The 25,330-nt window shown below is 47.1% G+C and carries 26 protein-coding genes; 5 read left to right on the plus strand and 21 right to left on the minus strand.

Going from position 1 to position 25,330, the window contains the following annotated elements; translation table 11 throughout:
- Positions 1-72: 72 nt before the first annotated feature.
- Positions 73-1,323, plus strand: a complete 1,251-nt coding sequence (locus tag ACVC9U_RS10910; RefSeq protein ID WP_441390842.1) for a nucleotidyltransferase — start codon at positions 73-75, stop codon at positions 1,321-1,323.
- Positions 1,324-1,339: 16 nt separating this feature from the next.
- Here ACVC9U_RS10910 and ACVC9U_RS10915 read toward each other — a convergent pair whose 3' ends face one another.
- The gene (locus tag ACVC9U_RS10915) at positions 1,340-2,362 is read right to left on the minus strand and encodes a SepM family pheromone-processing serine protease (RefSeq protein WP_009328558.1); all 1,023 of its coding nucleotides are present in this window, start codon (positions 2,360-2,362) and stop codon (positions 1,340-1,342) included.
- Between the two features lie 323 nt (positions 2,363-2,685).
- Here ACVC9U_RS10915 and ylbJ point away from each other — a divergent pair, with 323 nt between their 5' ends.
- Positions 2,686-3,906: a sporulation integral membrane protein YlbJ gene (ylbJ, locus tag ACVC9U_RS10920; RefSeq protein WP_003181511.1), complete on the plus strand. Its 1,221-nt coding sequence runs from the start codon at positions 2,686-2,688 to the stop codon at positions 3,904-3,906.
- An 8-nt stretch (positions 3,907-3,914) separates the two neighbouring features.
- Here ylbJ and coaD read toward each other — a convergent pair whose 3' ends face one another.
- From coaD to ACVC9U_RS10965, 9 genes are all read right to left on the minus strand, one after another.
- Complete coding sequence (gene coaD / locus ACVC9U_RS10925; protein ID WP_003181508.1) at positions 3,915-4,409, minus strand: pantetheine-phosphate adenylyltransferase; 495 nt, start codon at positions 4,407-4,409, stop codon at positions 3,915-3,917.
- Complete coding sequence (gene rsmD / locus ACVC9U_RS10930) at positions 4,402-4,968, minus strand: 16S rRNA (guanine(966)-N(2))-methyltransferase RsmD (protein ID WP_003181507.1); 567 nt, start codon at positions 4,966-4,968, stop codon at positions 4,402-4,404. Before rsmD ends, coaD begins: the two co-directional genes overlap by 8 nt.
- A gap of 48 nt (positions 4,969-5,016) precedes the next feature.
- Positions 5,017-5,151, minus strand: a complete 135-nt coding sequence (locus ACVC9U_RS10935) for a hypothetical protein (protein WP_254926361.1) — start codon at positions 5,149-5,151, stop codon at positions 5,017-5,019.
- Positions 5,152-5,260: 109 nt separating this feature from the next.
- The gene (locus ACVC9U_RS10940; RefSeq protein WP_009328559.1) at positions 5,261-5,533 is read right to left on the minus strand and encodes a YlbG family protein; all 273 of its coding nucleotides are present in this window, start codon (positions 5,531-5,533) and stop codon (positions 5,261-5,263) included.
- Positions 5,534-5,604: 71 nt separating this feature from the next.
- Positions 5,605-6,054, minus strand: a complete 450-nt coding sequence (ricF, locus tag ACVC9U_RS10945; protein ID WP_003181503.1) for a regulatory iron-sulfur-containing complex subunit RicF — start codon at positions 6,052-6,054, stop codon at positions 5,605-5,607.
- Positions 6,055-6,331: 277 nt separating this feature from the next.
- On the minus strand, positions 6,332-6,571 hold the full coding sequence (locus ACVC9U_RS10950; RefSeq protein WP_003181501.1) for a YlbE-like family protein: 240 nt from the start codon (positions 6,569-6,571) through the stop codon (positions 6,332-6,334).
- 14 nt (positions 6,572-6,585) lie between these two features.
- Positions 6,586-6,981 (minus strand): YlbD family protein, encoded by a 396-nt coding sequence (locus tag ACVC9U_RS10955; RefSeq protein ID WP_003181499.1) that lies wholly within the window; start codon positions 6,979-6,981, stop codon positions 6,586-6,588.
- 177 nt (positions 6,982-7,158) lie between these two features.
- Complete coding sequence (locus tag ACVC9U_RS10960) at positions 7,159-8,202, minus strand: CAP domain-containing protein (RefSeq protein ID WP_441390847.1); 1,044 nt, start codon at positions 8,200-8,202, stop codon at positions 7,159-7,161.
- A gap of 140 nt (positions 8,203-8,342) precedes the next feature.
- Positions 8,343-8,789, minus strand: coding sequence for a CBS domain-containing protein (locus tag ACVC9U_RS10965; RefSeq protein WP_003181494.1), 447 nt, complete (start codon positions 8,787-8,789; stop codon positions 8,343-8,345).
- Between the two features lie 167 nt (positions 8,790-8,956).
- On the opposite strand from ACVC9U_RS10965, the gene ACVC9U_RS10970 reads away from it, so the two are divergent.
- Positions 8,957-9,316: a YugN family protein gene (locus ACVC9U_RS10970; RefSeq protein WP_003181492.1), complete on the plus strand. Its 360-nt coding sequence runs from the start codon at positions 8,957-8,959 to the stop codon at positions 9,314-9,316.
- Positions 9,317-9,372: 56 nt separating this feature from the next.
- Here the strand turns inward: ACVC9U_RS10970 and ctaG are convergent, their stop codons facing one another.
- The 6 genes from ctaG to cyoE all read right to left on the minus strand — a co-directional run bounded on the left by ctaG (position 9,373) and on the right by cyoE (position 15,433).
- Entirely contained in the window at positions 9,373-10,272 is a 900-nt protein-coding gene (gene ctaG / locus ACVC9U_RS10975; RefSeq protein ID WP_011197954.1) for a cytochrome c oxidase assembly factor CtaG, read from the minus strand.
- Between the two features lie 33 nt (positions 10,273-10,305).
- A complete protein-coding gene (gene ctaF / locus ACVC9U_RS10980) occupies positions 10,306-10,635 on the minus strand; it encodes a cytochrome c oxidase subunit IVB (protein ID WP_003181487.1) in 330 nt (109 codons plus the stop codon).
- 2 nt (positions 10,636-10,637) lie between these two features.
- Entirely contained in the window at positions 10,638-11,261 is a 624-nt protein-coding gene (gene ctaE, locus ACVC9U_RS10985; protein ID WP_003181484.1) for a cytochrome c oxidase subunit III, read from the minus strand.
- The gene (ctaD, locus tag ACVC9U_RS10990) at positions 11,261-13,129 is read right to left on the minus strand and encodes a cytochrome c oxidase subunit I (RefSeq protein ID WP_009328562.1); all 1,869 of its coding nucleotides are present in this window, start codon (positions 13,127-13,129) and stop codon (positions 11,261-11,263) included. The genes ctaE and ctaD overlap by 1 nt, the downstream gene beginning before the upstream one ends.
- A 32-nt stretch (positions 13,130-13,161) precedes the next feature.
- A complete protein-coding gene (coxB, locus tag ACVC9U_RS10995) occupies positions 13,162-14,229 on the minus strand; it encodes a cytochrome c oxidase subunit II (RefSeq protein ID WP_441390851.1) in 1,068 nt (355 codons plus the stop codon).
- A 277-nt stretch (positions 14,230-14,506) separates the two neighbouring features.
- A complete protein-coding gene (gene cyoE / locus ACVC9U_RS11000) occupies positions 14,507-15,433 on the minus strand; it encodes a heme o synthase (RefSeq protein WP_009328563.1) in 927 nt (308 codons plus the stop codon).
- A 401-nt stretch (positions 15,434-15,834) separates the two neighbouring features.
- On the opposite strand from cyoE, the gene ACVC9U_RS11005 reads away from it, so the two are divergent.
- On the plus strand, positions 15,835-16,743 hold the full coding sequence (locus ACVC9U_RS11005; RefSeq protein WP_003181473.1) for a COX15/CtaA family protein: 909 nt from the start codon (positions 15,835-15,837) through the stop codon (positions 16,741-16,743).
- Between the two features lie 81 nt (positions 16,744-16,824).
- Here the strand turns inward: ACVC9U_RS11005 and pyc are convergent, their stop codons facing one another.
- The 4 genes from pyc to glsA all read right to left on the minus strand — a co-directional run bounded on the left by pyc (position 16,825) and on the right by glsA (position 23,250).
- Positions 16,825-20,268 carry a pyruvate carboxylase gene (pyc, locus tag ACVC9U_RS11010; RefSeq protein ID WP_441390854.1) on the minus strand — a complete coding sequence of 1,148 codons (3,444 nt, stop codon included), beginning with the start codon at positions 20,266-20,268 and terminating at the stop codon, positions 16,825-16,827.
- Positions 20,269-20,346: 78 nt separating this feature from the next.
- Complete coding sequence (gene ftsW, locus ACVC9U_RS11015; protein ID WP_075753004.1) at positions 20,347-21,558, minus strand: putative lipid II flippase FtsW; 1,212 nt, start codon at positions 21,556-21,558, stop codon at positions 20,347-20,349.
- Positions 21,559-21,891: 333 nt separating this feature from the next.
- Positions 21,892-22,173 (minus strand): Fpa/YlaN family protein, encoded by a 282-nt coding sequence (locus ACVC9U_RS11020; RefSeq protein ID WP_003181465.1) that lies wholly within the window; start codon positions 22,171-22,173, stop codon positions 21,892-21,894.
- Between the two features lie 132 nt (positions 22,174-22,305).
- The gene (glsA, locus tag ACVC9U_RS11025; protein WP_370510554.1) at positions 22,306-23,250 is read right to left on the minus strand and encodes a glutaminase A; all 945 of its coding nucleotides are present in this window, start codon (positions 23,248-23,250) and stop codon (positions 22,306-22,308) included.
- Between the two features lie 103 nt (positions 23,251-23,353).
- On the opposite strand from glsA, the gene ACVC9U_RS11030 reads away from it, so the two are divergent.
- On the plus strand, positions 23,354-23,836 hold the full coding sequence (locus ACVC9U_RS11030) for a hypothetical protein (protein ID WP_075753008.1): 483 nt from the start codon (positions 23,354-23,356) through the stop codon (positions 23,834-23,836).
- Between the two features lie 141 nt (positions 23,837-23,977).
- Here the strand turns inward: ACVC9U_RS11030 and ACVC9U_RS11035 are convergent, their stop codons facing one another.
- Positions 23,978-25,306 (minus strand): PhoH family protein, encoded by a 1,329-nt coding sequence (locus ACVC9U_RS11035; protein ID WP_075753010.1) that lies wholly within the window; start codon positions 25,304-25,306, stop codon positions 23,978-23,980.
- Between the last annotated feature and the right edge of the window lie 24 nt (positions 25,307-25,330).

Raw genomic sequence — 25,330 nt, forward strand, 5'->3', positions numbered from 1 at the left:
TCGCGAGGCGTCTGGACATTCCATGTGTAAATGTATCATAACTATTTCAAGAGATGCAAGAGAGGTGAAAAAATGAAAGCGGTCGGCCTTGTTGTGGAATACAATCCTTTTCATAACGGACATTTATATCATATAAAGGAAGCAAAATCAGAAACGCGGAGCGAGGTGGCGGTTGCCGTTATGAGCGGCTCCTTTTTGCAGCGCGGCGAACCCGCCATCGTATCAAAGTGGGCGCGTACGAAGATGGCGCTCGCATCTTTTGCCGATGTCGTCGTTGAACTCCCTTACATATTCGCCGTCCAAAAAGCGGAAACGTTTGCTGAAGGCGCCGTCTCGATTTTAAATGAATTAGGGTGTTCTTCTTTGTTTTTCGGAAGCGAGCACGGCGATATTGAGGCATTTCTCAATACAGCCGCACACACGATAGAGCACGAAGACAGGCTCAACGAAGAAGCCAGAAAGCAGATAGCGTTTGGGCTGAGCTACCCGCAAGCGATGGCAAAAGCGTTCCGGTCTGTAACAAGAGAAGGCGGTAACATCGTTGACCTTTCAAAGCCGAACAACATTCTCGGATTCCATTATGTGAAAGCCATCATGCAAAAGCAATTAAGCATGAAGCCCGAAACCGTCAAGCGCCGGTCCTCAGGCTATCACGATTCAACATTCCCTGAAGCGGACCGAATCGCAAGCGCTACGAGCATACGCAAGTCGATTTTTGAAACGGGGAGCCTCGCGGACAGCCGCTTCTACCTTCCAAAGCCATCGATCGACGAGCTTAATGAATACGCCCGGACTTTCGGCATGTGGCACTCGCCCGAAGATTATTTCCCCTTTTTGAAATACAGCCTCCATACAATGGATACAGAAGAGCTGAAAGGGATTTATGAAGTGGAAGAGGGACTTGAGCACCGCGCCAAAAAAGCGATCCGAAAAGCAGGCTCATTTAAGGAATACATGGAGCTTTTGAAAACGAAGCGCTATACGTGGACAAGGCTGCAGCGCATGAACACCCACATCCTCACAAAAACGAAAAAAGCCGACGTCAAGCGCATGTTAAACGAACCGTATCCGGCATACATCAGACTTCTCGGCATGACAAAAAAAGGTCAGGCCTATTTAGCCGAAAAGAAAAAAAGCTTGAGCGTACCCCTTATTACAAAGACGGGATCTTTTTCCCACCCTTCCCTTCAGCTCGACATAAAAGCGGGCCAAGTATACAGCGCCCCGCTCAAAGAGCCGGTGCGGACGATGCTGACAGAGCAGGAATATTCCCTTTCGCCGATCAGGTATGACGAAGACAGCCGGATATTTTTGCGCAAATAAAAACACCTGATGGACATCAGGTGTTTTTCACTTTATCTTCCAAATAATGAATCGCATCATCCATCGTGTCGACAGGGACGATTTTCATATCGGTTTTAATATCTTTTGCCGTTTTTACAGCTTCTTCATAGTTTGATCCTTTTTTTCCGCCTTCGTTCGGGGCAAAAAAGATGTCGGCTCCCGCCTTGTCTGCCGCAACGACTTTCTGGCTGATGCCGCCGATCGGACCGACTTTGCCTTCGTCGTCGATCGTTCCGGTTCCAGCAATATGGTGTCCTTTCGTCTCGTCTTCTTTTGTCAGCTGGTTATAGATCTCCATTGACATCATCAGCCCTGCCGAAGGGCCGCCGATGTTTTCAATATCCATATCGACCTCCGGCTTCACCTTGACATTGCGGTCTGTGATGAGGGAGACGCCGAGCCCGGCTCTCTTTGGATCTTCTTTGAATGTTTTCAGCTTCATCTCATATGTTTTTTCTTCTTTATCCCGTTCAACTACGATTTTCACGCGGTCCCCGGCTTTTTTTGACTCGATGTAGCGGACGAAGCTCTCCGCTGACCGGAACGATTTTCCGTCCGCTTTTTTAATTTTGTCCCCGACTTGTATTTTCCCTTCTGCAGGCATGCCGCTGACGACCGACATGGCATATACGCCGTTAAACGTGTAGCTGACTTCTTTTCCGGCCCGCTTATAAGCGGCGATCATCGCATTTTCCTGGGAATCTCTCATCATTTGCAGCTGGCGCTTCATATATTCCTGATCAGATTCGCCTTCTTGTTTAAAATTTTCTTCCGGAAGAATTTCGTGGTAAGGGCGCATTTTTGCCCATATATATGTAAGCGGATTTGCAGGGCCGACTTTAACTGTCATTAAAGAAAAGCTCCCTTTTTCAGGATAGCCGTTATCGACTTTAATTAAAGGGTTCAGCTCGGTCGCTTCGCCAGGTTCGGTGATGTAATATGGCAGCTTCACAAATGACAGCGCGGCCACGATGATAACGAGCAATAGTGCGATGCGTATAATTCTTTTTTTCAGCATGAAAATGTAACCCTCCATCTTTATTTTCACCGGCTCACATCTTGATCCGGCTTCGAATTTTCAGCCTGCATGAATTCACAGATGTATGAAATGCCTTCTTTTGATGCTCATCAAGGAGAAGGGTTTCCGCGCGTTTAAAGAGCTTCCGGTTCATTTGTTTCATCGCCGATTTGCAATCTGGTGGTCTAAAATAAGGACCAGCCTTCGTATAATGATAAAGAAGTTTCACGGAGAAGGCTACCGCACAAATCGGGCAAGCTTTTCGTTTATTTTATCATGATCCTGTTTCCAATGTGTATTCACAGCCGCAAAGGGGGTTAGAAATGGACATGTCAAAGGTAAAGACACTCATGATTGCCGTTTTGCTGCTTTCATTTACAGCTGCCGTCATTACCCACCCGCAAGAATCATTTGACGCTTCTAAAAGTGGACTTGCCATGTGGTGGGAGGTCGTATTCCCTTCCCTTTTGCCTTTTTTTATTTTATCAGAGCTCTTGATCGGGTTTGGTGTCGTCAGGTTTGTCGGGCTGTTGCTCGAGCCTTTCATGAGACCGGTGTTCCGCGTACCCGGCGTCGGAGGGTTCGTGCTCGCAATGGGAATGGCATCGGGAAACCCGGCCGGCGCAAAACTGACTTCAAGGCTGAGACAGGAACGGCAGATTTCCCGGGTCGAAGCAGAGCGGCTCGCTTCATTCACCAACTCATCTAACCCGCTGTTTATTTTCGGAGCCGTTGCGGTCGGCTTTTTCCATAATCCTTCTCTTGGCGTTGTGCTTGCGGCGGCCCATTATTTGGGCAATTTCGCAGTTGGACTGACGATGCGCACTTACGGAAGAAAAGAAGAAAACCGCACCGCCGTGCGAAAGAAGCTTCCTGTGCCTTCAATTAAAGAAGCCTTAAAAGCGCTCCATCAGGCAAGACTTGAAGAAAAGCGGCCGCTCGGCAAACTTTTGAGCGATGCTGTCATCTCCTCCGTTCAAACGCTGCTAATGGTGGGCGGCTTCATCATTCTTTTTTCGGTTTTTAATAACATTCTTTCTGTGATGCACATCACCGACATTCTTTCGCACGCGACAAGAATGATTTTGACGGCTCTTCAATTGCCCGGTGATTTTGATAAGCCTTTATTATCGGGATTGTTTGAGATTACGCTCGGCAGCAAACTGGTCAGCGCAACGGATGCGGCGCTTCTCCAGCAAGCGGTGATCGTCAGCTTTATTTTGGGTTTCAGCGGCTTCTGCGTCCAAGCGCAGGTTGCAGGCATTCTTGCTGAAACGGATATCCGCTTTAAGCCGTTTTTTATCGCTCGCATCCTCCAGGGAATTTATGCAGCGATCTTTGTTCTTATTCTTTGGAAGCCTCTTTACACATCGTTCTATTCTCCGACGGAGCCGGTCTTCTCCTTTCTGACGGCCGGGAAGACGGAACCTTTCTTTCTGGAGATGTGGAACACTTTAGCAGAGATCGGTCCGCTCCTAACAATCGGCACCCTTCTCATCTATATCATTCTTTATGCCAAATCTTACGCCCCTGTTAAAAAATGAGCAGCCGGTTACGGCCGCTCATTTTTTGCAAACTTTTTTTCAAGTGCAGCCTCGACCGCTTCCGGCACGAGTTCTGCGACTGAACCTTTATATTTTGCCACTTCTTTGACAATGCTTGAACTGAGGAACGAGTATTGGTTATTCGTCATCATAAAAAACGTTTCAATATTTTCATCGAGCACTTTGTTCATCGAGGTTCCCTGCATCTCGTATTCAAAGTCAGATACCGCTCTAAGCCCCCGCAGGATGACGTTTGCCTGCTTGCTCTTTGCATAATCAATCAAAAGCCCCTGAAAAGATTCCACTTGCACATTCGGGATATCCTGCGTCACTTCGCGAAGCAGCCCACAGCGTTCTTCCACTGTAAACAGCGGCTTCTTCGAAGAATTGTTCAAAACGCATACATAAACTTTATCAAACACTTTCGCCCCGCGCCTGATGATATCCAAATGTCCAAAAGTCACCGGATCAAAACTTCCGGGACAAACGGCAATGCTAGCCATCCCCATTCCCTCTCTTTCTGTATATGGTCACGCCTGTTAAGCCGTATATTTCCTGCCGGGCAAGCTGAAGTCCGCCCGCCGCATCCGGCAGCATGACTTCCTTCGCATGCTCAGCCACAATAAACCCTCTTTCAGTCAGCATATCCGCTTCATCAATGATCGATAAAAGCGCTTCCAGCTTTTGCTCTCGATATGGCGGGTCCAAAAAGACGGCATCAAAGCTTGCGCCCCTTTTCACCAGTGCATGCAGAGCCCGTTCTGCGTCATTTCTGTACACTTCGGCGCACTTTTCTAAGCCCAGCGTTTTCAAATTTCCTTTCACGGTTTGAATCGCTTTAAAATCCCGGTCGACAAAAATGAAGCGGTCAAATCCCCGCGACAGCGCTTCAATGCCCAATCCGCCGCTTCCCGCGTACAGATCAAGGCCGGTGCCGCCTTCAAAATACGGGCCGACCATATTAAAGATGGATTCCTTTACTTTATCGGTCGTCGGCCTTGTCGACGTGCCGGGAACCGCCTTTAAGGCACGTCCCTTATACGTCCCAGAAATCACTCTCATACTTCCACCACTTTTTCTTAAAACTCGAAAAAAATCATTCCTATCTTATCATAAAGTGTTTTCTGGCACAAACACCCAAAGTGCAAATTCATATGTATAGCAAAAAGGCTCGGTGGTGATAATAATAGCAACAGCATCGATTGATGTTGTTGCCAACCGCGGAGAAGACTTACGTTTCCCCATAAGTTCTTCCTCCGGTTTCTCCTCTCCCTTTGCCTTCTCCTTAATTTTTTAAGGAATAGAAGGACCCCGCAGAGGTACTTCTGCGGGGATTTTTTTAACATAAACCAAGTTAGAGCCCGGCTTTATAGTCGTATTCTTTCGCTTTATCCTGCTTGGATTCAAACTCCATTTTCAAAAACGGTTTGTATGAAAGATCCACCTGTTTGACAAAAGAGTACGAACGTATTTTTGCGATGATTCTTTCGGCATCTTCCATATTGCAATACACCACTACATATTTCAGCCGCTTTGAAACGTAATGAACATTTCCGAATTTCCTGAGCATTTTCGCCTGCTTCAAGGAGTGCAGCCAAACGATTAAACCTTGACGCCTGATTTCCAAATTGTTCACCTGCCTGTCGCTCTGTGCATGAAGTTCTATAAAAAAACGAGACTCGGGGCGACCGAGCCTCATCAGGAAACTTTACAGCCGCAGCTTCCGCCTGACCCGCAGCCGCCGCCGCAAGATGAAAGATTATCAAAATAAGGGTTTCCAGTCGGTACTTTGATATGTTTTGACACAGCATGACCGATTTCCACGCTGACTTCATCAAGAATGGATTGCAGCTCGGTTTCCGCCTTTTTAAATTCGGCTACTGTATCGTGAAGGTCAAGCTCCCGTTTGATTTCCCTCATTTTCTTGGATATCTCTTTATAATCAGGATGATACTTGCCAAAGCGCTGCACATCCTCGTACTGTTCTTTTATTTTCGTAAACGAAGCGATAATACGTCCGGCCTCTTCATCTTCGCGGAGACGCTTGTAGCATTTTCTGTAATGTTCAGCCGCCTCTGATTGAAGAATCATGTTGGCCAAATCATATGCTTCATTTTGAAGCCGCAACGATTCCATTGTGGCAAACATAGACATGCACCTCCAGCTATAGTGTATCACAAAACAGCCGTTTTCAAAAATGTCTATGCCGCCTCCGAACTATAATTTTCCAAAAACTTCGCTTTCACAAGCGGAATCGCGCCAATCAGATAAGCCTTTGGGCTTTGGTTTATGGGTGGCGCAGCCGGCCAGCAAGAGGCACAGAAAGATTACAAGCCAGCACTTCTTCATCACAGATCAACTCCTTCACACCTAGCTTTACCAGAATGGCGCGATTTATCATCACAAAAAAAGACTCAGGCTTAAATTAATCCTGAGTGCGCATCGCATGAAACATTTGCAGCATCATCTGGGCCATCTGAATGCTGCCCGATAACTGGTTGACCCTGTGAGGAATCGTTTTTTCATAAAAATTCATCATATCGAGATGAAAGGCTGACAGATCATTCGGATTCCGCGAAAGCTTGCGGTACCAGACCGGCTGCTCACGGATGAACCGGCGGCGCTCTTCGTCGGCGAACACATACTCCTGCACTTCTTTACGCATGTCTTTCTCCTTCCCTAATCTTTTCGGAAAGAAAACGGATGCTCGCCGCCGCTTTGTTTCTGCTGTTTTTGGCTTCCGCCCGAAAACTGGCTGAGCAAGCTTTGCAGCGAAGAAATAGACTGGCTCATTTTATTGATCTGCTCATTCATTTGATTGGCATCCATCTTTCGAACGGCCGTCACCATTTTCGAAATGAAATCGTTTTTGCCGCCAGCGTCCGGCTCCTTTTCCGCTGAAGCTTCTTCCCTGTACGGATCCCATATCGAATCGTCTTCCCCGAGCAAAACCCAGTTTTCATAGACTTCCTGCCAGCTTTTTTCTTGTTTCCGGACTTCGGAAATCAACTTAGGATGCCGTTTTATAAATTGCTTAAATTCATTGATGGATGATTGCGCGTTTTGATTTGCCAACGTCTACACCCCCTCCGAAAACATATGCCTGCTATAGTGTAATCCGCCCCGGCAAAATGTGTTCGCCTAAAATTCCTCTTTTTATAGGAACCAGTGCGAAAGAGTGAGCAGCCGACCAAACATTAAAAGTTTCATGGTTTTCTCTAAAAACTAAAAACCCGGGTATGATCCCGGGCTCTAGTGCCATTCTTTAATAAAGTTCTGCGTATAATATTTCTCGTCCACCCCGACTCCGAGATGAGTATAGTCGGCATTTAACAGCGCTTTTCTGTGTCCTTCGCTGTTTAACCAGCCTTCAACCGCCGCAGGCCCGTCGACATAGTTGAGCGCGATATTTTCCCCCGCCTGCTCAAAATTGACTTTTCCTTTTTCAAGCCTGTCTTTGAGGGTGCCTTCCGTTTCTGACACATGGGAGAAGTAATGGTGCTCTTTCATGTCGCTGCTGTGGCCGTAAGCCACTTTTGATACGCCTTCATCCCAAGTGAGCTCAGACAGGCCGTGCCTTGCGCGGATAACGTTTGTTATATCAAAAATCTGCTTCTCATTTGCTTTCTCGATTTTCTTCCAATCCGATTCTGTCAATGCTTTAGGCTCGATCAGGGTGCCTCTGTAGACAACTTCATACGGCCTTTGCTTGATTAAAGTCGGCGCATCAAATGCCCTGATGCTTGAAAGCGTCCCCTCGAATTTATCCATGTACAGCTGAACATAGATGTCTCCGACTTTAACCGTCGGCCTTGTATTCATATCTTCCTCGGAAAACTCAAAACGGTATGAACTGCCTTTATATTGAACATTGACATACGGGGCGATCTGGGTCGTTTTGAAAACTTCCCTTGACGGCCGTCCGATTTTAAACGGAGCGGTGTTCACCCCGTCGCCTGTCGCAAACAATGTCACAGCCTTGCCGCCCAGCAAGCCGATTTGAACGTACTGTTTTTTCCCTTGGTTATAGACCCACCATTCATAATCATACGCTGAAGGATCGACTCTGTCCGGTTTCCCCAGTTTCTTTTCGATCGTCTCGGCCGATTCCCCGATAAAGGAAAGCAGGCCGGAATCGGGAATGTTCAAGGGCTTCTCTTTTTTTGCATCTTCGTTTGAGACTTGCGGCTTGTCTTCCTTCGCAATTTTCTCAGGCGTTGAGCCGTATTGAATAAACAGCGTGTATGAAGCCGCAACGATGAGAAGGATCACGACCGCTCTTAATATATTTTTCAAACTTTCACCTCCGACTGACGGATCAATCTATCCATTAAGCTGCGCACGCATCAAAAACTTGCCTTTAGTGTCATTTAAACAGAACTGACATGAATTTTCAATGTTAATACAGCCTATTAAGATGTGAGACAAAATATGTTTTAATGAAGAAAATCTCCAGGCCGCTCTTCGTTTTCAGATATAAATGTCAGCGCGTCGCCAGCCTGGCGGTTCGATTTATTGTGAGTTGAAACATCGCCGAGCGTAATGATGCCGGCAAGCGTTTTTCCCCGTGTAACCGGGACCCTTCTGATCTGATAATCTCCCATGAGATCGACCGCTTTTTCAATTGAATCGTCTTCACTTACCGTAATGAGATCAGTCGTCATGACATTTGTAATTTTTTGCGAATTCGGTTTTTTAGCTGCGATTCCCCGCAGCACTAAATCCCGGTCAGTGACGATCCCAACCAGTTCCAAGCCGTCATCAAGCACAACCGGAATCGCTCCCACATCCCCGTCTTTCATTTTCACGGCAGCCTCGTATACATTATCAAGAACCGTACAATATAATGTTTCCTTTGTCATGATATCTTTCACACGTGTCAATCAGAAGACCTCCTCTTGTCGTTCGTTTGTTCATATTGTCGTCAAGCCGCGCGCGATTCATACTGTCCACAAAAATATTTATATATCGGCTCAGGCAGGATTGAAAGTTTAACGCTTTCATACTATGATTGTCAGTAAAGGTAATTTTTTTAAGGGGGTTTTACGGGATGAAATTTGAAGAATCCGGAATTGAAGGATTGACTGCCGACCTTAACCGGTTAGACGACATCATGGAAAACGAAGGGTTCGTAAGAGCTGGACAATGGGATTATGAACGCGTCACATATGACCGCAAATTCGATATGGTCGAAGGAAGATTCTACCTTCGCGTGTTCGGATATGCCATCGAAGGTGACGTGGGCGCCCGGCGCGCGGTAATCAAACTGATGACGCCGCTTTTGGGCAAATATTATTATCCGCATGGAGTGGAATACGGCGAAGACGAACATTTTCCGCCGCAGCTCCTCAAAACAAGCAAGACGGTGCTGAATTCGATCAAAGAAAAGGTTTCAGCACTTGAAGTGTAGCAGGCGTACATAAAAAAGGGTGCAGCCCCTCGGTGAGGCTGTACCCTTTTTTGACCTTAATGAACCGTAGACGGAGAATATGATTCTTCTTCCAGGTCCTTTTCGTCTTTGGCTCTTTCCTTCCTCGCCCAGCCGAAAAAGATAATCGCCAAAAATGTCCCGTACACGATTTCCTGTAGGATTTTCATGACAATCGCGCCAAGCTGCTGATCTTCGAGAACAGGCATGCTGCTGAACATTTCCGGACCTGTAAGCGTCATTCCGCTCAGCGTATCGAGAGGAACGCACAGCTTCATTGCCTCCGCCCATGCTGACGGATCCGAATATGTCGAATACAGAGCCGTATCGCTGAACATGATTAACGCGCACGCCGGTGTCAGCAAAATGCCGTCAGCCATAATGTAGCCGAGTTTCAAAAGTCCGCTCATCTGCGGAAGCTCCTCGACCTTGTGAACGAGCGGCCACCACATGAAAAACGCTGCAATAAAGATCAGCACGGTAATGGCGGCATGATAAACGGCATCCGTCTTTATAAAATCAAACACCAATGGAATGTGATACATCGAAAATAGACCGTTAAACACGATTATCGCGATCAATGGTTTGGAAAAAAACCGGAACAGCGGCTTGACGATCGGCAGAAAAATGACCTTTTTCCAAAACCAAGGCGGTATGCCAAGGATGATCAGAGGCGGCACGATCAAATACAGAACCGCCATTTGCGCCATATGCGCGCTGAACATAATATGTCCCAGCAAATCAACCGGACTGCCCTTAGACGCGTATAAAAGAATCATCGCCGTCAGGAATAAACCGATTTCTTTCCTGGACGCCCGCTCTCCTTCTGATCCTAAGCGTTTCATCAGAAAAAAGTAAAGGGCGGTTATGAAAACGACAGCCCCTAGGAAATAGGGGCTCCAAAGGGCGCGAAAACCGAATATTTCAAGGCTGCCCAACATGAGCATCCTCCTTTCTGTATGTCGGTTCGATTACCACCAGATTAGCGTTACAAAAGCCAACACGGTAACAAAAGCGACCAAAACGCCCGAATAAAGGAACAAAGTCGGCGCTTCATGCCCCCGCTGACTCATATGCATAAAGTAATACAGCTGAAACGCAACCTGAATGACGGCGAGCAGCAGAATAAACGGCACCGTAAACCATACGCCGGCATCTGAGGCGACCGTTAAAAAAGCGACAATCGTCAGGCCGATCATCAAACCGAATGAAATAACCTGATATCTCATGTCCTCCGCGTTTTTCTTTTTGCGGTAGGCAAGATCTGTTTTGGGATTCCCTCTGTTTTCGTTATTCACCATTTTTATCCCACCATCCCCATCAAGTATACAACGGTAAAGATAAACACCCAGACAACGTCGATAAAATGCCAGTAGAGGCTTGCGACAAAAAACTTCGGCGCGTTGTAAAGGCTTAATCCGCGGCCCGCATTTCTGATCATCAAAGAAAGAATCCAGAGAAGCCCGAAGGTAACGTGTGCTCCGTGTGTGCCGACAAGCGTATAAAAAGCGGAGCCGAGAGCCGAGCTTTGAATGGTGAACCCATATTCGTGAATGTAATGCGTGAACTCATATATTTCAAGCGCCAGAAAGCCTGCACCGAGCAGAACGGTGATTCCGAGCCAAACCTGCATCTTTTTAAAAGCGAAGTTTTTCATATGATACATCGCATACACGCTCGTCAAACTGCTCGTCAAAAGGAGCATTGTCGCAAGAAAGACCAGCCCCATGTCGAACATCTCGGTCGTTTTCGGCCCCCCTGCATTCGAATTCTTCAGCGCAAGGTATGTTGCGAAGAGAGACGCGAAAAGAACCGTCTCTCCCCCGAGAAATAGCCAAAAGCCGATAAATTTATTTTTTCCTTCTAACGTAGCTTTTTCAGGAGAAGCCGGGAAGGTTTCAGCCGTCAATTTCTCTTCTGTATGCATTATGCCTTCACCCCTTTGTCGTCATCATCCATCAGATCTTCTTTATGAATATGGTACCCGTGGTCATCAATTACAGACCGGAGAAGCATCATAAATAATGTGATCCCTAACCCGATCAGAATGACAGGCAGCCCCCAGGCAAATTCCGTCCGGTACATAAAGCCGAAGGCGGATATAAACAGCCCGAGTGACATGATGAACGGAAGAATCGATCCGTTTGGCATATGGATGTCCTGAAGCGGCTCCGCGGCGGTCATTGACTGCTTGCCGGCTCTTTTTTCGATCCATAAAGCATCAAGGCCTCTGACCAAAGGCAGCTGTTTGAAGTTGTATTCAGGAGGCGGCGAAGAAACGGCCCACTCAAGCGTTCTTCCGTCATGCCAAGGATCGCTGCCGACTTTTTCCCCTTTGGCAGTCGTCACGATAATATTGATCACGAGTATGATGACCGCAGCCGCCATAAACACAGCTCCGATTGAACTGATCAGGTTCGCCATGTCAAATCCCTGATTCGGCAAGTATGTGAACACGCGTCTCGGCATTCCCCACAATCCGAGCCAATGCTGGATGAAGAACGTCAGGTGGAACCCGATGAAAAAGAGTACAAACGTTATTTTGCCCAACGCTTCGCTCAGCATTTTCCCGAACATTTTCGGCCACCAGTAATGAGCTCCGGCGAGGATGGCGAACACCACTCCGCCAATGATGACGTAATGGAAGTGGGCCACGACAAAGTACGTGTCATGGAACTGATAGTCAGCCGGTGCGGCAGCAAGCATGACGCCTGTCACCCCGCCCATAACAAACGTCGGGATAAAGGATATCGCGTAAAGCATCGGCGTTGTAAACTTGATGCTCCCGCCCCACGCCGTGAGCAGCCAGTTGAAGATTTTAATACCAGTCGGGACGGCAATGGCCATCGTCGCCACCGCAAAAATGGCGTTTGCCACAGGCCCGAGTCCCGTTGTAAACATATGGTGAGCCCAAACCATGAAGCCTAAAAAGCCGATCAATACGGTTGCAAATACCATTGAAGAATAGCCGAACAGCCTTTTTCTCGCAAAAACCGGAATGATTTCCGAAAAAATGCCGAACGCCGGGAGTACGAGAATATAAACTTCAGGGTGTCCGAAAATCCAGAACAGATGCTCCCAAATGATCGTATTTCCGCCTAATTCCGGATTGAAAAAGCTCGTTCCGAACAACCGGTCCAGCATCAAGAGCGCAATGCCTACGGTCAGCGGCGGAAACGCGAACAAAATCAAAGCCGAAGCGACGAATGTCGTCCATGTGAAAAGCGGCAGCCTCATGTATGTCATGCCCGGCGCCCTCATGTTGATAATCGTCGCGAGAAAGTTAATCCCGGCAATCAGCGTACCGATCCCGGCAATTTGCAGACCGAGAACATAGAAATCGATCCCGTGCCCTTCGGAATGAAGGGAAAGCGACGCATAAGACGTCCAGCCGGCATCGGGTGCCCCTCCCAAAAACCAGCTTAAATTCAGAAAGATGCCGCCGAAAAGAAACAGCCAGAAGCCGAGCGAGTTCAAGAATGGAAACGCGACATCCCGCGCGCCTATCTGCAGCGGAACGACGGCGTTCATCAATGCGAACAACAGCGGCATCGCCGCCAGGAAAATCATCGTTGTGCCGTGCATCGTCATGATTTCATTGTAGACCCCGCCGCTCATGATGTCATTGTTCGGTATCATCAGCTGAACCCTGATCAGCATCGCTTCGATTCCGCCGAGCACAAAGAAGAACCCGCCGCCCAGCAAATAAAGGATGGCAATCTTTTTATGATCGACAGTCGTTAAATAGTCCCATAATACAGCCCCAAAACCTTGCTTTTTCTTAAGCGTACTCACAATGTAACCTCCCTCATTCTCCCTTTGAAGCGTTAGTCTTCGGTTTTTAACCCCTTTAAATATTCAGTCAGTGCATCAAGTTCCTTGTCGCTCAAATCAGGGTATGTGCCGGTCATTTTGTTGCCCGGTTTTATGCTTTCAGGATCCTTGAGCCACGCTTTCAAGTTTTCATCGTTGAATTCCTTCACGCCGGCGATCGTCGACCTGTCTCCAAAAGTCGCGAGGTTCGGAGCCGTTCTGGCCGCTTCCGCCCTTTGGTCTTTTGAATCGGTCGCATGACAGCTCAGGCAGTTTTTCTCTTTGAACACTTTTTCTCCTTCAACAGCGAGATCGGTTTTCGCCCCCGCTTTATTGTTTTCCATATCGCTCATCCATTTCTTGAACTCATCCTTCGAAACCGCTTTAACTTTAAAGTCCATTAAAGCGTGGGAAGGTCCGCAGAGCTCGGCGCATTTCCCGTAGAAATAGTCTCCGGCTTTTTCCGCCCGTTTTGAATCAATCGTTAAGTAGAACTTGTTTTCATTGTCTGTGTTCGTATCAACCTTGCCCCCGACAGAAGGAATCCAGAATGAATGTTTGACATCGGAAGCTTTCAGCTTGAAGTAAATGCGTTCATCGGTCGGCACGACCAGCTCCTGGCTCGTAATCACGCCGTAGTCAGGATATTCGAATTCCCACCAGTAAAGGTTCGCCCGCACGTTGACGACGAGCGTCTTCTCCGGATCCCTGTTTTTCTTATCCATCGGTTTCGTATCAGCAAGATCAAAGGTCTGTGCGACAACAGGAACAACCAGGATAAGAAGGAGGATAATCGGAATAACAGTCCATAAAATTTCTAAATTGCGGTTTCCTTCAACCTGTTTCGGGATGTGGTCATCACCGAGCTTAGATCTTCTGTACTTGACGATGACAAATACGAAAATGAAACTTACCACTACTACAACAACAACCATGATCAGCGTGCTGAGAATCATTAGGAAATACTGCTGATCAGCCACCTCGCCCGCCGGCTGCAGCGTTGATATAAACGGTTCTCCGCACCCTGCTAAAACAAGCGCCAAAATAGTGAACAGCGACATCAGACGCCATTTCTTTAACATTTCTTCCCAACCCCTTTTCAATCAATCCTTTTGAAACTTTCACTGTTCAAACGTTTATAGGACACCTATTCATTCATCTGACTCCCCACTCCAATTAAAGCACTTACATTTCCTCATTTCGTAAATAATGAGGTTTTTTACTCAAAATACCATCTATGTATGAACGTAAAGCCGCCTTGTTAAACATAATCGAAAAAATCGATAAGGCGGCTTTTACATGATTGTTGTCTGCTTGAAGTGTTAATTGACAGCCTTCAATGTGATGAATTATAGAGTTCTATCCAATTTTAAAAAGTGTAAATACGACCATGGCAACGAAGAAAATGGTCAAGTAATTTAATGAATATACAAACATGAGCGTTGCCCACTTCATGATATTTTTGCTTCTGTAACCGACCAGACCGCAAACGAGCCAGCCGATATTAAGCACCGTCCCCAAAATGACGATCGGCAGTCCGAGTCCGCCCAGGAAAAACGGCAGCGGCATTAAGCAGGCAATCCAAATGATGATCTGCCTTTTCGTCACTTCAAAACCGTGTACAACAGGCAGCATCGGTATATTTGCGGCTCTGTATTCCTCCGTTTTCTTAATCGCAAGCGCCAGAAAGTGGGGAATCTGCCAAATAAACATAATTAAAAACAGCACCCACGCCTCGACTCCGATGGAACCTTGGACAGCGGTCCATCCGATCAAAGGAGGAACAGCCCCTGACACACTTCCGATGATCGTATTAACGGTATAGCGGCGCTTTGACCACATCGTGTATAGAAACACGTACGTAAAGACGCCGACAAATCCTACTCCGGCAGCTGTCAGATTGGTCATCAGCAGCATGATAAAACCGAGCGCAGTCAGCAGAATGCCGAACCACAATGCCTGTGAAGGCTGGATTTTTCCAGTCACCGTCGGCCTTGTTCTCGTCCGCTGCATGAGCTGGTCAATATCACGGTCATAAAAGTTGTTGATGACGCATGAGCCTGCAATAATAAGCGAGGACCCCGCTAAAGTGAACAGCACGATATCAAGGTTTCCTAGAAAGCTCAGATTTGAAAAGTAAAAAGCGAGCCACATGCCCGTAAAAGTTGTTATCAGGTTCGAGTAAACAATCCCGACTTTGATAAGGGCAAGGAAATCTTTCCATGCTGTCGTCTCTTCTATTTGTCCATTCATTGCTGTATCAGCTGTAATTCTTGTTTCAGCCATAATACTAACCCCCCTTACTCAAACCTTCATCACGTCAAGAGAAGCGGTATATTCATAAAAAACCTACAACTCTATCATACAAGATTACCGGATGGAAAAAAACAGCCTATTAAATATTAATCGACAAACCGGTTTATATTTGTGAACTTTTTATGACTTTCTTTACAGATGAAGGAAAAGTTGTGAACAAGAGCGGAAAACCACTGTCATTCTAATATAGTTCTATCAAACGAAGCCACAATTATCAAGTCTTCAAAACCAATAAAAATGTGAACGCCTTCTATTGCATTTTTGTGAACAATAATCATTATGAATTGCAGCAGAACATCAATTCGCTTACACTTGAAGGTGGTAAATATCTTTTTATTAGTCAGTTTGCATTAAAAAGGAGAATTGAATTTATGAATAAAGCATTAAAAGGCTTGGGAATTATCACAACTATCGCCATGCTTTTCGTGCTGATCGGCGGCGCCCTCGTCACAAAGACGGGTTCAGGAATGGGCTGCGGCAGATCTTGGCCGCTTTGCAACGGAAGCATATTCCCGGCTTTAACCCTTGAATCGATTATCGAATGGAGCCACAGGTTTGTCAGCGGCACATCCGGCGTCCTTGTGCTGGCTCTCGCCATTTGGACATGGAAAAAAATCGGCCATATCAGAGAAACGAAATTTCTCGCGGTGATGTCGGTCGTCTTTCTCATTCTTCAGGCGCTTTTGGGCGCTGCAGCGGTCGTCTTCGGGTCATCGGCCCTGATCATGGCTTTGCACTTCGGAATCTCGCTTATTTCCTTTGCTTCTGTGCTGCTTTTGACGCTCCTGGTGTTTGAAGCTGACAGCAAACAGAAATCCGAATCGTTTTATATAGGAAAAACCATGCAGTTTCATATGATAGGAATCATTATATACACATATGTCGTCGTTTATACAGGCGCATATGTCCGGCATACGAGTTCAAGCCTCGCGTGCCTTGACTTTCCGATGTGCAGCACGGAAAACGGCTGGCTTCCCGGGAAGTTTCACGAATGGGTGCAGATGGGACACAGAGCTGCGGCGCTTCTTCTGTTCGCCTGGATCATCGCGGCAGCGGTACATGCAGCAAGACAGTATAAAAATCAAAAACGCATTTATTGGGGCTGGATGATTTCCCTGATCCTGATCATCCTTCAGGCTGCCTCAGGAATTGCGGTTGTCTACAGCAGACTGGATTTGGGTTTTGCACTCGCCCACGCATTCTTTATTTCCTGCCTGTTCGGAATCCTTTGCTACTTCCTGCTGCTTGTTGCGCGCTATCGCAGGCAGGTGCAAAAATAAAAATAAACGGTTGATCCTCCGCCTTTTGCGGGGGATTTTTTCATAAAAAGAGGCCGCCGACAAAAGTCAGCGGCCGTGCTTTTATTTTTTCAGTTCAATGAGAAGGTCGCCGGTTTGAATGGCTTCTCCGTTTGTAACGTGAATGTTTTCAACAGTTCCTGAAAACGGAGCCTGAACGGTCGTTTCCATTTTCATCGCTTCATTGATCATCAAATGATCGCCCTTCTTCACTTGGTCCCCTTTGCTTACAAGAAGCTTGATTACCGTTCCCGGCATAGATGCCGCGATATGATTCGGGTTTGAACGGTCGGCTTTCACCTTTTGATGAACGGACGATTTAATGCTTTCGTCTTTAATGACCACTTCGCGAGGCTGGCCGTTCAGTTCAAAATAAACGACTCTCGTCGCATCCGGACGCGGTTCCCCGATAGAGACAAGTTTGACGATCAGCGTTTTCCCTCTTTCAATCTCGACCTCGATTTCTTCGCCGAGGGTCATGCCGTAGAGGAAGGTTGGTGTATCAAGCACAGAGATATCCCCGTACAGTTCCGCTGTCTTGACATACTCGGTAAACACTTTCGGATAAAGCGCATATGCAACAGCATCCTGGTCGGAAAGCTCCATACCATGCTTTTCCAAGAATTCCGCTTTTATAGCGTCAAATGAAACCGGTTCAAGCAGTTCTCCAGGGCGTACTGTAATCGGCTCCTGCCCTTTTAAAATCAGCTTTTGCAATTTCTCAGGGAATCCGCCGTGAGGCTGACCGATATACCCTTTAAAAAGCTCGACAACCGAGTCAGGAAAATCGAGAGATTCTCCCCTTTCGTAAATATCATCTTCCGTCAGGTTATTTTGCACCATGTAAAGCGCCATATCCCCTACGACTTTAGATGACGGCGTAACCTTTACGATGTCCCCGAACAGGTGGTTGACCCGGCTGTACATTTCTTTCACTTCATTCCAGCGGTCGCCGAGGCCGACTCCCTTAGCCTGCTGCTGAAGGTTGCTGTATTGGCCGCCAGGCATTTCATGCTTGTAAATTTCGGTATGAGGCGCAATCATGCCGCTCTCAAACTCGCTGTAATATTTTCTGACAGACTCCCAATATTGAGACAACGACTCTACCGCATCGACATTGAACTGCGGACGGCGTTTATCTCCTTCAAGCGCATGGTAAAGCGAGCTTGCGCTTGGCTGTGATGTCAGACCCGCCATCGAGCTGACCGCTACGTCGACGATGTCGACGCCTGCTTCTATCGCCTTCGCATACATAAAAATACCGTTGCCGCTCGTGTCGTGTGTATGCAAGTGGATCGGAATGTCGATCGTCTCTTTCAAAGCCGACACCAGTTCGTATGCCGCTTGAGGTCTCAGTAGGCCGGCCATATCTTTAATGCCGAGAATATGCGCCCCCGCAGCTTCAAGCTCTTTTGCCATTGACGTATAATATTCAAGATTATACTTGCTTCTGTTCGGATCGAGAATGTCCCCTGTATAGCAGATCGCCGCTTCGGCAAGCTTGCCTGACTCGCGCACTGCATCAATGGCGAGCGTCATCCCTTTAACCCAGTTCAAGCTGTCAAAAATGCGGAATACATCGATTCCGGCCGCAGCCGATTCGCTGACAAACTTTTTAATCAGGTTGTCAGGGTAGTTTGTATACCCGACGGCATTCGAAGATCTCAACAGCATTTGAAACATCGTATTCGGAATTTCCTTCCGCAGCTTCTCAAGCCTTTTCCAAGGGTCTTCTTTCAAGAAACGGTAAGCGACATCAAAAGTGGCGCCGCCCCACATTTCAAGGCTGAAAAGCTCAGGCCAGAGTGCAGCTGTCGGATTGGCGATTTTTTCCATATCATGCGTTCTGAATCTTGTCGCAAGCAGTGACTGATGGGCATCGCGGAACGTCGTATCAGTGAGGAGCACTTCCTCTTGATCTTTCACCCATTTGACGAGCCCTTCAGCTCCGCGTTCATCAAGAATCTGTTTTGTTCCGCTCGCGATCGGCTGATCGACATCGGTTTTGACGATCTGCGGCTTATCAAACTCAGGCTTCTTCTTTTTATCGATGCCCGGGAAGCCGTTGACCGTTACGTTCCCGATATACGTCAGCATTTTTGTTCCGCGGTCTTTCTGCTTAGGAAAGACAAAGAGTTCCGGCGTTGTATCGATAAAAGACGTGTCGTACTGCCCTGTGAGAAACTTTTCGTGTTTCGCCACGTTTTCAAGGAAAGGAATATTCGTTTTGATTCCCCTGATCCTGAATTCCTGAAGGTTGCGGACCATTTTGGCCGCCGCCTGTTCAAACGTCAGCGCCCAGGTTGAAAGCTTAACAAGCAGCGAGTCGTAATAAGGCGTAATGACAGCGCCCTGAAAACTGTTTCCTGTATCAAGCCTCACCCCGAAACCGCCGCCTGAGCGATATGCCATGATTTTGCCTGTGTCAGGCATGAAATTGTTTGACGGGTCTTCAGTCGTAACCCTTGACTGGATCGCATATCCGTGCAGCGTGATGGCATCCTGGTTCGGAATACTGATTTCGCTGCTGCCAAGACTGAGTCCGGCAGCAATCAGGATTTGCGTCTGAACGATATCGACACCCGTCACCATTTCCGTAATGGTGTGCTCCACCTGAACACGCGGGTTGACTTCAATAAAGAAAAACTCATCGTTCGCAACTAAAAATTCGACCGTACCGGCATTGACATAATCAACATTCTTCGCAAGCTTAACGGCAGCATCGCAAATGTTTTTCCGGAGGGACTCAGAAAGCGAAACGCTCGGCGCCACTTCGATAACCTTTTGATGACGCCTTTGCACAGAGCAGTCGCGGTCGTAAAGGTGAACCACGTTACCTTCTTTGTCCCCGATGACTTGAACTTCAATGTGCTTCGGCTTTTCGATGAGCTTTTCGACATACACTTCATCATTGCCAAAAGCGGCTTTCGCCTCTGATTTCGCCCTGTTATAGGATTCCTCCAGCTCCGATTCATCTCTGACGATCCGCATGCCGCGGCCGCCGCCGCCAAGCGACGCTTTGATGATAAACGGATATCCGAACTCCTCCGCAAATTGTTTGACCTCCGCGATATCAGCCACTGGGCCGTCGCTCCCCGGTATGACGGGAATTCCTGCTTTTTCAGCTTGTTCACGGGCTTTTACTTTGTCTCCAAACATATCGAGGTGCTTGGAGGTCGGTCCGATAAAGATGATGCCTTCCTCTTCACACCGCTTGGCAAACTGAATGTTTTCTGACAGGAAGCCGTAGCCCGGATGGATGGCATCCACATGGTTGCGTTTCGCAATCTCGATGATCCCTTCAATATCAAGATAAGCGTCAATCGGCTTTTTCCCTTCGCCGACCAGGTATGCTTCATCGGCTTTGTATCTGTGGTATGATCCGCTGTCTTCTTTAGAATAGATCGCTACCGTACGGATATTCAGTTCTGTGCAGGCGCGAAATACGCGGATAGCGATTTCCCCTCTGTTTGCAACAAGAACTTTTTGAATAGACTGTTGTGACATGTCGTTCCCCCTCATCCGCTGTTTTAAGTATGTATCTATTCTAAATGAATCGGATGGACATTGTACACGCTTAGTTTTTTAAAAATTTATACTTTTTTTATATTGATTTTCTTTCGTTTTTGTAGTATTGACAGGCTGTTTTCGTTTGAATCTGTCAAAGTATTCATTAAACATACTGATGTTCACCAATATCCCCGCGCTTGCCATCAGCAGAATGAGCGATGACCCTCCATAGCTGATAAACGGAAGCGTCACCCCTGTCAAAGGAATCAAGCCGGATATGCCGCCCAGGTTCACGAAGGACTGGATGGCGATCATGCTTGATATCCCGATCGCAAGCAGGCTTCCAAACGGGTCGTCGCATTTTCTCGCAATATAAAACCCTTTTAAAACGATGAAAGCGAGCAGCAGCACGACAAAAAGGACGCCGAAAATGCCGAGCTCCTCGGCGATGACCGCCATAATGAAATCGGTGTGCGTTTCAGGCAGATATCCATACTTCTGCACGCTCTCGCCGAGACCCAGGCCGAACAGCCCTCCCGAACCGATCGCCAAGTAGGAGTTGACGACTTGAAAGCCCGAATCTCCCGCATCTTTAAACGGGTTTTGGTAGCTTTCAAACCGCTTCATCCGTCCTTCTGTTAAAATGCTGTCCCAGTTGAAATAAATAAGCGGGCTGACGAGCACAAGGACAGCCCCGGCCAAAAGTACGAGCTTTAACAGCGTTTTGCCGCTGAATCCTGAGCACAAAATAATGCACAATGCGATTAAAGCGATGATAAAAGCTGTTCCCACATCCGGCTGAGCAGCGACCAGTGCGCAAATGAAAAGCGTGATGATCGCAGGAGGTGCGATTCCGGCTCCCAAGTTGTCAATATAGCTTTGCTTTTTGGCATAGACGGAAGAAAGATACAAGATGACGGTCAGCTTGACAAACTCCCCCGGCTGGATGCCGTAATTCGAAACCCTGAACCAGCTTTGGGCATTCCCGGCCACATGTCCGACAACAAACAGTGCGAACAAAGCGACGACAGAAATGAGCAGCAAAAACTTTTGGAATTTTTGATTGGCAAAAGCCTTATACGGAAAAAGCGCCGCGCCTAAAAATATGACGGTTCCGAGCGCCAAAAACATCAGCTGCCTGTCAAAAAAGTAGCTGCTGTCTTGTCCGTACCTTGTCACGGCTGTGATCATGCTTGAGCTGTACACCATTACGAGCCCGAACCCGCACAGCAGGAATACAGCGAAGATTAATGAATAATCATAGGATTTGAGCATTCTTTTTATCATATTATTATCCTCTTCCTTACTTGCCTTCAAAATGTGTTTGTGGTAACTCCTTCGTTATTTTACTACACTTTCTTAAAAAGCACGAAAGATACCCTTTTCATAAGACTTCGAATCTCGTCAGAAAGAAAAGTCCGTCTGTTCCAAGACTGCCATTCTATTTTTTTATCGGCATACCATGCGTCTTCGTTTATTCGGCACGAACAGCGGACATTCCTTCATCAACGGACGTTTTCTTACTCATTCCATAACAAAAAAAGCCTGCCGGCAGTTTGTTTCTATCGAAACGTCGTCGACAAGCTGACTCAGACAGAAAAATTGTTCTGAGGTGTTCATTTATTTTTTTGTAAATGCATCATGTAATGCAGACAATTCACGTTCCAGCCTGTAAAGCAGTTCTTTACCCTCTTCTTCATCCACTAATCCAAGGCGGACAGCAAAATCAATTTCCCTAGAGAGTCCGAACATTTGTGTATCTAAAACCTCTTCATAAAGAGGACATTGAGGCATCGTTAAGTTGTCCATTTGCACTTGAATCAGCTTTAAGATTTTATCAGCATCACGTTTTAACAGGGCAAGTGCTTTTTCACGATGGTCGACTACAATCTCAGACGCCAAAAGTATCCCTCCGTTCCCCAGGCGAGTACCTAATTCTTCTATTTATGATAAAGCCTCAGCCGAAAAAAAGCAAGCTATTTCTGTCCTTTCGCCGTATTTCAAAGACTCGCATTTTAAGCTTTTGCTAACGTTTTAAAAAATGCTTAAACTGTAGTTCGCCGATAACAGCTCTAAAAGCCGGATTCCGGCGATGCTGTTTCCCTTTTCATCGAGCGAGGGCCCGAAGATGCCGATGCCGAAACGGTATGGGGACAGCCCCATGATTCCACCAGAAACCCCGCTTTTGGCGGGTATGCCGATTTTGATTGCGAATTCGCCGCTGGCATTATACATCCCGCATGTCACCATAAATGTCTTGCAAATTCTCGCGATATCCTTCGGTATGATTTGCTCTCCCGTTTCGGGATGCTTGCCGTTCAAAGCAAAAACAGAGCCGATTTTCGCCAGGTCTAAGCTGTTCATTTCAATGGCGCACTGTTTTGTATACACATCCATGACATCCTCAACCTCAGCCTGAAAAATGCCGTGCTCTTTCATGTAATAGCACATCGCCCTGTTGACCATCGAGGTTTCAAATTCAGATTCGGCGACCTTCTCACAAACAGTAATGTTCCGGTTATTTGCAAGTTTTTTAATAAAATCAAGCAGCCTGCCGATCTTATCGGCGTTCGTCTCTCCTTTAATCATGCTTGTCACCACCAATGCTCCGGCATTTATCATCGGATTCAGCGGCTTCCCCGGGTTGACGGTTTCAAGTTTGATGATGGAGTTAAACGGATCACCAGTCGGCTCTTGCCCTACATAATGAAACACTGTTTCCGGGCCGTGATCGATCAGAACAAGAGCAAGCGACAATACTTTTGAGATGCTTTGCAGAGTGAAGGCTTTTTCCACGTCCCCCGCTGATACACACGTCCCGTCCGTAAAGTAGACTGCCGCCGATAAATCGTCCTCCGATAATTCAGCCAAAGCCGGTATGTAAGATGCAACCTTTCCTTTGTCCGTCACTTTTTTCGCTTCTGTGACAAAATATTCGAGCTCCTCATTATCCCGGCAATTCAAGTTTTTTCCCTCCATCCGAGCGTCATTGCTGTTTATCTTTCCCGAAGAGGGCTTTTGTTATGAGAAGTGACAATTTGAAAGAAAGCGCTTATAATTTTTGTGAGGGAGTGGTAGAGACATGAGCATTGTAACGATCACAGGAAATGTAAAGTATCCGATTACGCTCGATCCGAGCGTTTGGATTTTTGATGACCGAAAATTCGATCTCGATCAGTTCTTTTCACATTTCGGAGAGGTAAAAGATGAAGATGACGACCTTGTGATTGACCGGGAACGGCAAATCAGGGAAGGTGCTGTATCGCCGCCGACACTGAAATCAGAGAAAAAGTATGAAAAGGAGAAGTTGCTTGACGGCACTTTCGGAATCAAGCTTGAACCTTTTTTGAAAAATGCGGAGGTGTCAGGCTCCGCCGTCAAATGCCTCTTTAAAACGGAAGGTGAAGACGTTTCCGTTCCGATCGAAGAAGCGGGCGGCATGATTCTCTGCTTCAGCAACAATGGCAAGCCGCTTGGCGAAGACGGGCCTGTACACGTTTATTTTCCTGATGGTTCAAACAGGATGGCTCCTGTGAAACGAGTAAAAGAAATTCACATTGTTTAAAGCGTCAACACTGTAACGGGTGCGCCGGAGGCGATGAAAAACTCCGCCCCCTCTTTCCCGGCCGGGCTATCGGCTCTTGCCGGCAACCCGGCCCGCGGGCCATGCAAGTTGAAGCCTGGGCTAAAAGCCCGGGTTTTTTTATTACAGCAGATCTGCTGCAAGCCTGGCGAGCCGGGAACGCTCTCCTTTTAAAAGCTTCACGTTTCCGGAAATTTTTTGATCCTTAAAGCGCTCTACAACATAGGCCAGGCCGTTGTTCATCGCATCTAGATAAGGATGGTCGATCTGTTCGGTGTCTCCCATCAATACGATTTTGCTGCCTTCCCCGACGCGCGTCAGAAGCGTTTTGACTTCATGCTTGGTCAGATTTTGAGCCTCATCAATGATGATGAATTGGTCGGGAATGCTTCTGCCCCTTATATATGTGAGGGCTTCGACTTGAATGGAGCCCATCCCCGCTAAAATATCATCAAGCTCCCCCGGCTTTTTTGCATTGAACAAGTATTCCAGGTTATCAAAAATAGGCTGAACCCACGGACGAAGTTTTTCTTCTTTTTCACCCGGAAGATAGCCGAGATCTTTTCCGACAGGAACGATCGGCCTTGTGACAACAAGTTTTTTAAAATTCCCCAGGTCCTCTGTCTGCAGCAGCCCCGCTGCCAGCGCAAGCAGGGTTTTTCCTGTGCCGGCTTTTCCGATCAGGGTGACAAGCGGAATATCTTGTCTTAAAAGAAGTTCCAACGCCATCGTCTGCTGTACATTTCGCGAACGTATGCCCCAAACCTGTTCCTGATCGAAAACAAGCTTTTTCACGGCTTTGCCGCTTTGATCCACGATCCCTACGGCAGAGGATGATCCGCCGAGCGCGTCCTTCATGACGACAAACTGGTTCGGACGCAGCATCTCACCGCTGATTTCGTGAAGCGGCAAATCGTGATGTTCAAAAAAGGAATTCATCTGATCCGGGCGAATGTACACGTCCGTATAACCGCTGTATATATCATCATTGTCGACAACCCTGTCGTGCAAAAAATCCTCTGACATCAAGCCGATGGCATCGGCTTTGACACGGATCAGCATATCTTTGCTGACAAGGATAACCGGCCTGCCGCCTTCTTTCGTTTCCTCTTCCAGGCTGAGGTTTTTCGCTACGGCTAAAATACGGTTGTCGCCTGTTTTTTCGATAAAAATTTCTTGAAGCTGCTGAAAAGAGCGATGGTTCAGCTCGATTCTCAAGCTTCCTCCGTTTGGGAGGGGAACATTTTCATACAGCCTTCCTTTTAAACGCAAATCATCTATCAATTTAGATACGCGCCTTGCATTCCTCCCAATTTCATCCATGTAGCGTTTCTTTGAGTCGACTTCCTCCAATACGACAGCCGGGATGACAACCTCGTTATCTTCAAAAGAAAAGATTGAATTCGGATCCTGCAATAACACATTCGTATCTAGCACATAAATTTTACTCAATCTTCCGCCTCCTGATCAGGATTT

This window comes from Bacillus sp. GM2 (assembly GCF_056155945.1).

Bases quoted from the DNA above. Each gene is read 5' to 3' on its own strand.
- ricF (WP_003181503.1), bottom strand. From the start codon at position 6,054: ATGTTTGCCACAATGGAATCGTTGCGGCTTCAAAATGAAGCATATGAT.
- pyc (WP_441390854.1), bottom strand. From the start codon at position 20,268: ATGTCACAACAGTCTATTCAAAAAGTTCTTGTTGCAAACAGAGGGGAA.
- ACVC9U_RS10950 (WP_003181501.1), bottom strand. From the start codon at position 6,571: ATGCGTAAAGAAGTGCAGGAGTATGTGTTCGCCGACGAAGAGCGCCGC.
- rsmD (WP_003181507.1), bottom strand. From the start codon at position 4,968: ATGAGAGTGATTTCTGGGACGTATAAGGGACGTGCCTTAAAGGCGGTT.
- ylbJ (WP_003181511.1), top strand. From the start codon at position 2,686: ATGGACATGTCAAAGGTAAAGACACTCATGATTGCCGTTTTGCTGCTT.
- ctaE (WP_003181484.1), bottom strand. From the start codon at position 11,261: ATGCATACAGAAGAGAAATTGACGGCTGAAACCTTCCCGGCTTCTCCT.
- ftsW (WP_075753004.1), bottom strand. From the start codon at position 21,558: ATGATAAAAAGAATGCTCAAATCCTATGATTATTCATTAATCTTCGCT.
- ACVC9U_RS10935 (WP_254926361.1), bottom strand. From the start codon at position 5,151: ATGGGGAAACGTAAGTCTTCTCCGCGGTTGGCAACAACATCAATCGAT.
- ACVC9U_RS11005 (WP_003181473.1), top strand. From the start codon at position 15,835: ATGAATAAAGCATTAAAAGGCTTGGGAATTATCACAACTATCGCCATG.
- coaD (WP_003181508.1), bottom strand. From the start codon at position 4,409: ATGGCTAGCATTGCCGTTTGTCCCGGAAGTTTTGATCCGGTGACTTTT.
- ACVC9U_RS11030 (WP_075753008.1), top strand. From the start codon at position 23,354: ATGAGCATTGTAACGATCACAGGAAATGTAAAGTATCCGATTACGCTC.
- ACVC9U_RS10915 (WP_009328558.1), bottom strand. From the start codon at position 2,362: ATGCTGAAAAAAAGAATTATACGCATCGCACTATTGCTCGTTATCATC.
- coxB (WP_441390851.1), bottom strand. From the start codon at position 14,229: ATGTTAAAGAAATGGCGTCTGATGTCGCTGTTCACTATTTTGGCGCTT.
- cyoE (WP_009328563.1), bottom strand. From the start codon at position 15,433: ATGGCTGAAACAAGAATTACAGCTGATACAGCAATGAATGGACAAATA.
- glsA (WP_370510554.1), bottom strand. From the start codon at position 23,250: ATGGAGGGAAAAAACTTGAATTGCCGGGATAATGAGGAGCTCGAATAT.
- ctaF (WP_003181487.1), bottom strand. From the start codon at position 10,635: ATGGTGAATAACGAAAACAGAGGGAATCCCAAAACAGATCTTGCCTAC.
- ACVC9U_RS10970 (WP_003181492.1), top strand. From the start codon at position 8,957: ATGAAATTTGAAGAATCCGGAATTGAAGGATTGACTGCCGACCTTAAC.
- ACVC9U_RS10910 (WP_441390842.1), top strand. From the start codon at position 73: ATGAAAGCGGTCGGCCTTGTTGTGGAATACAATCCTTTTCATAACGGA.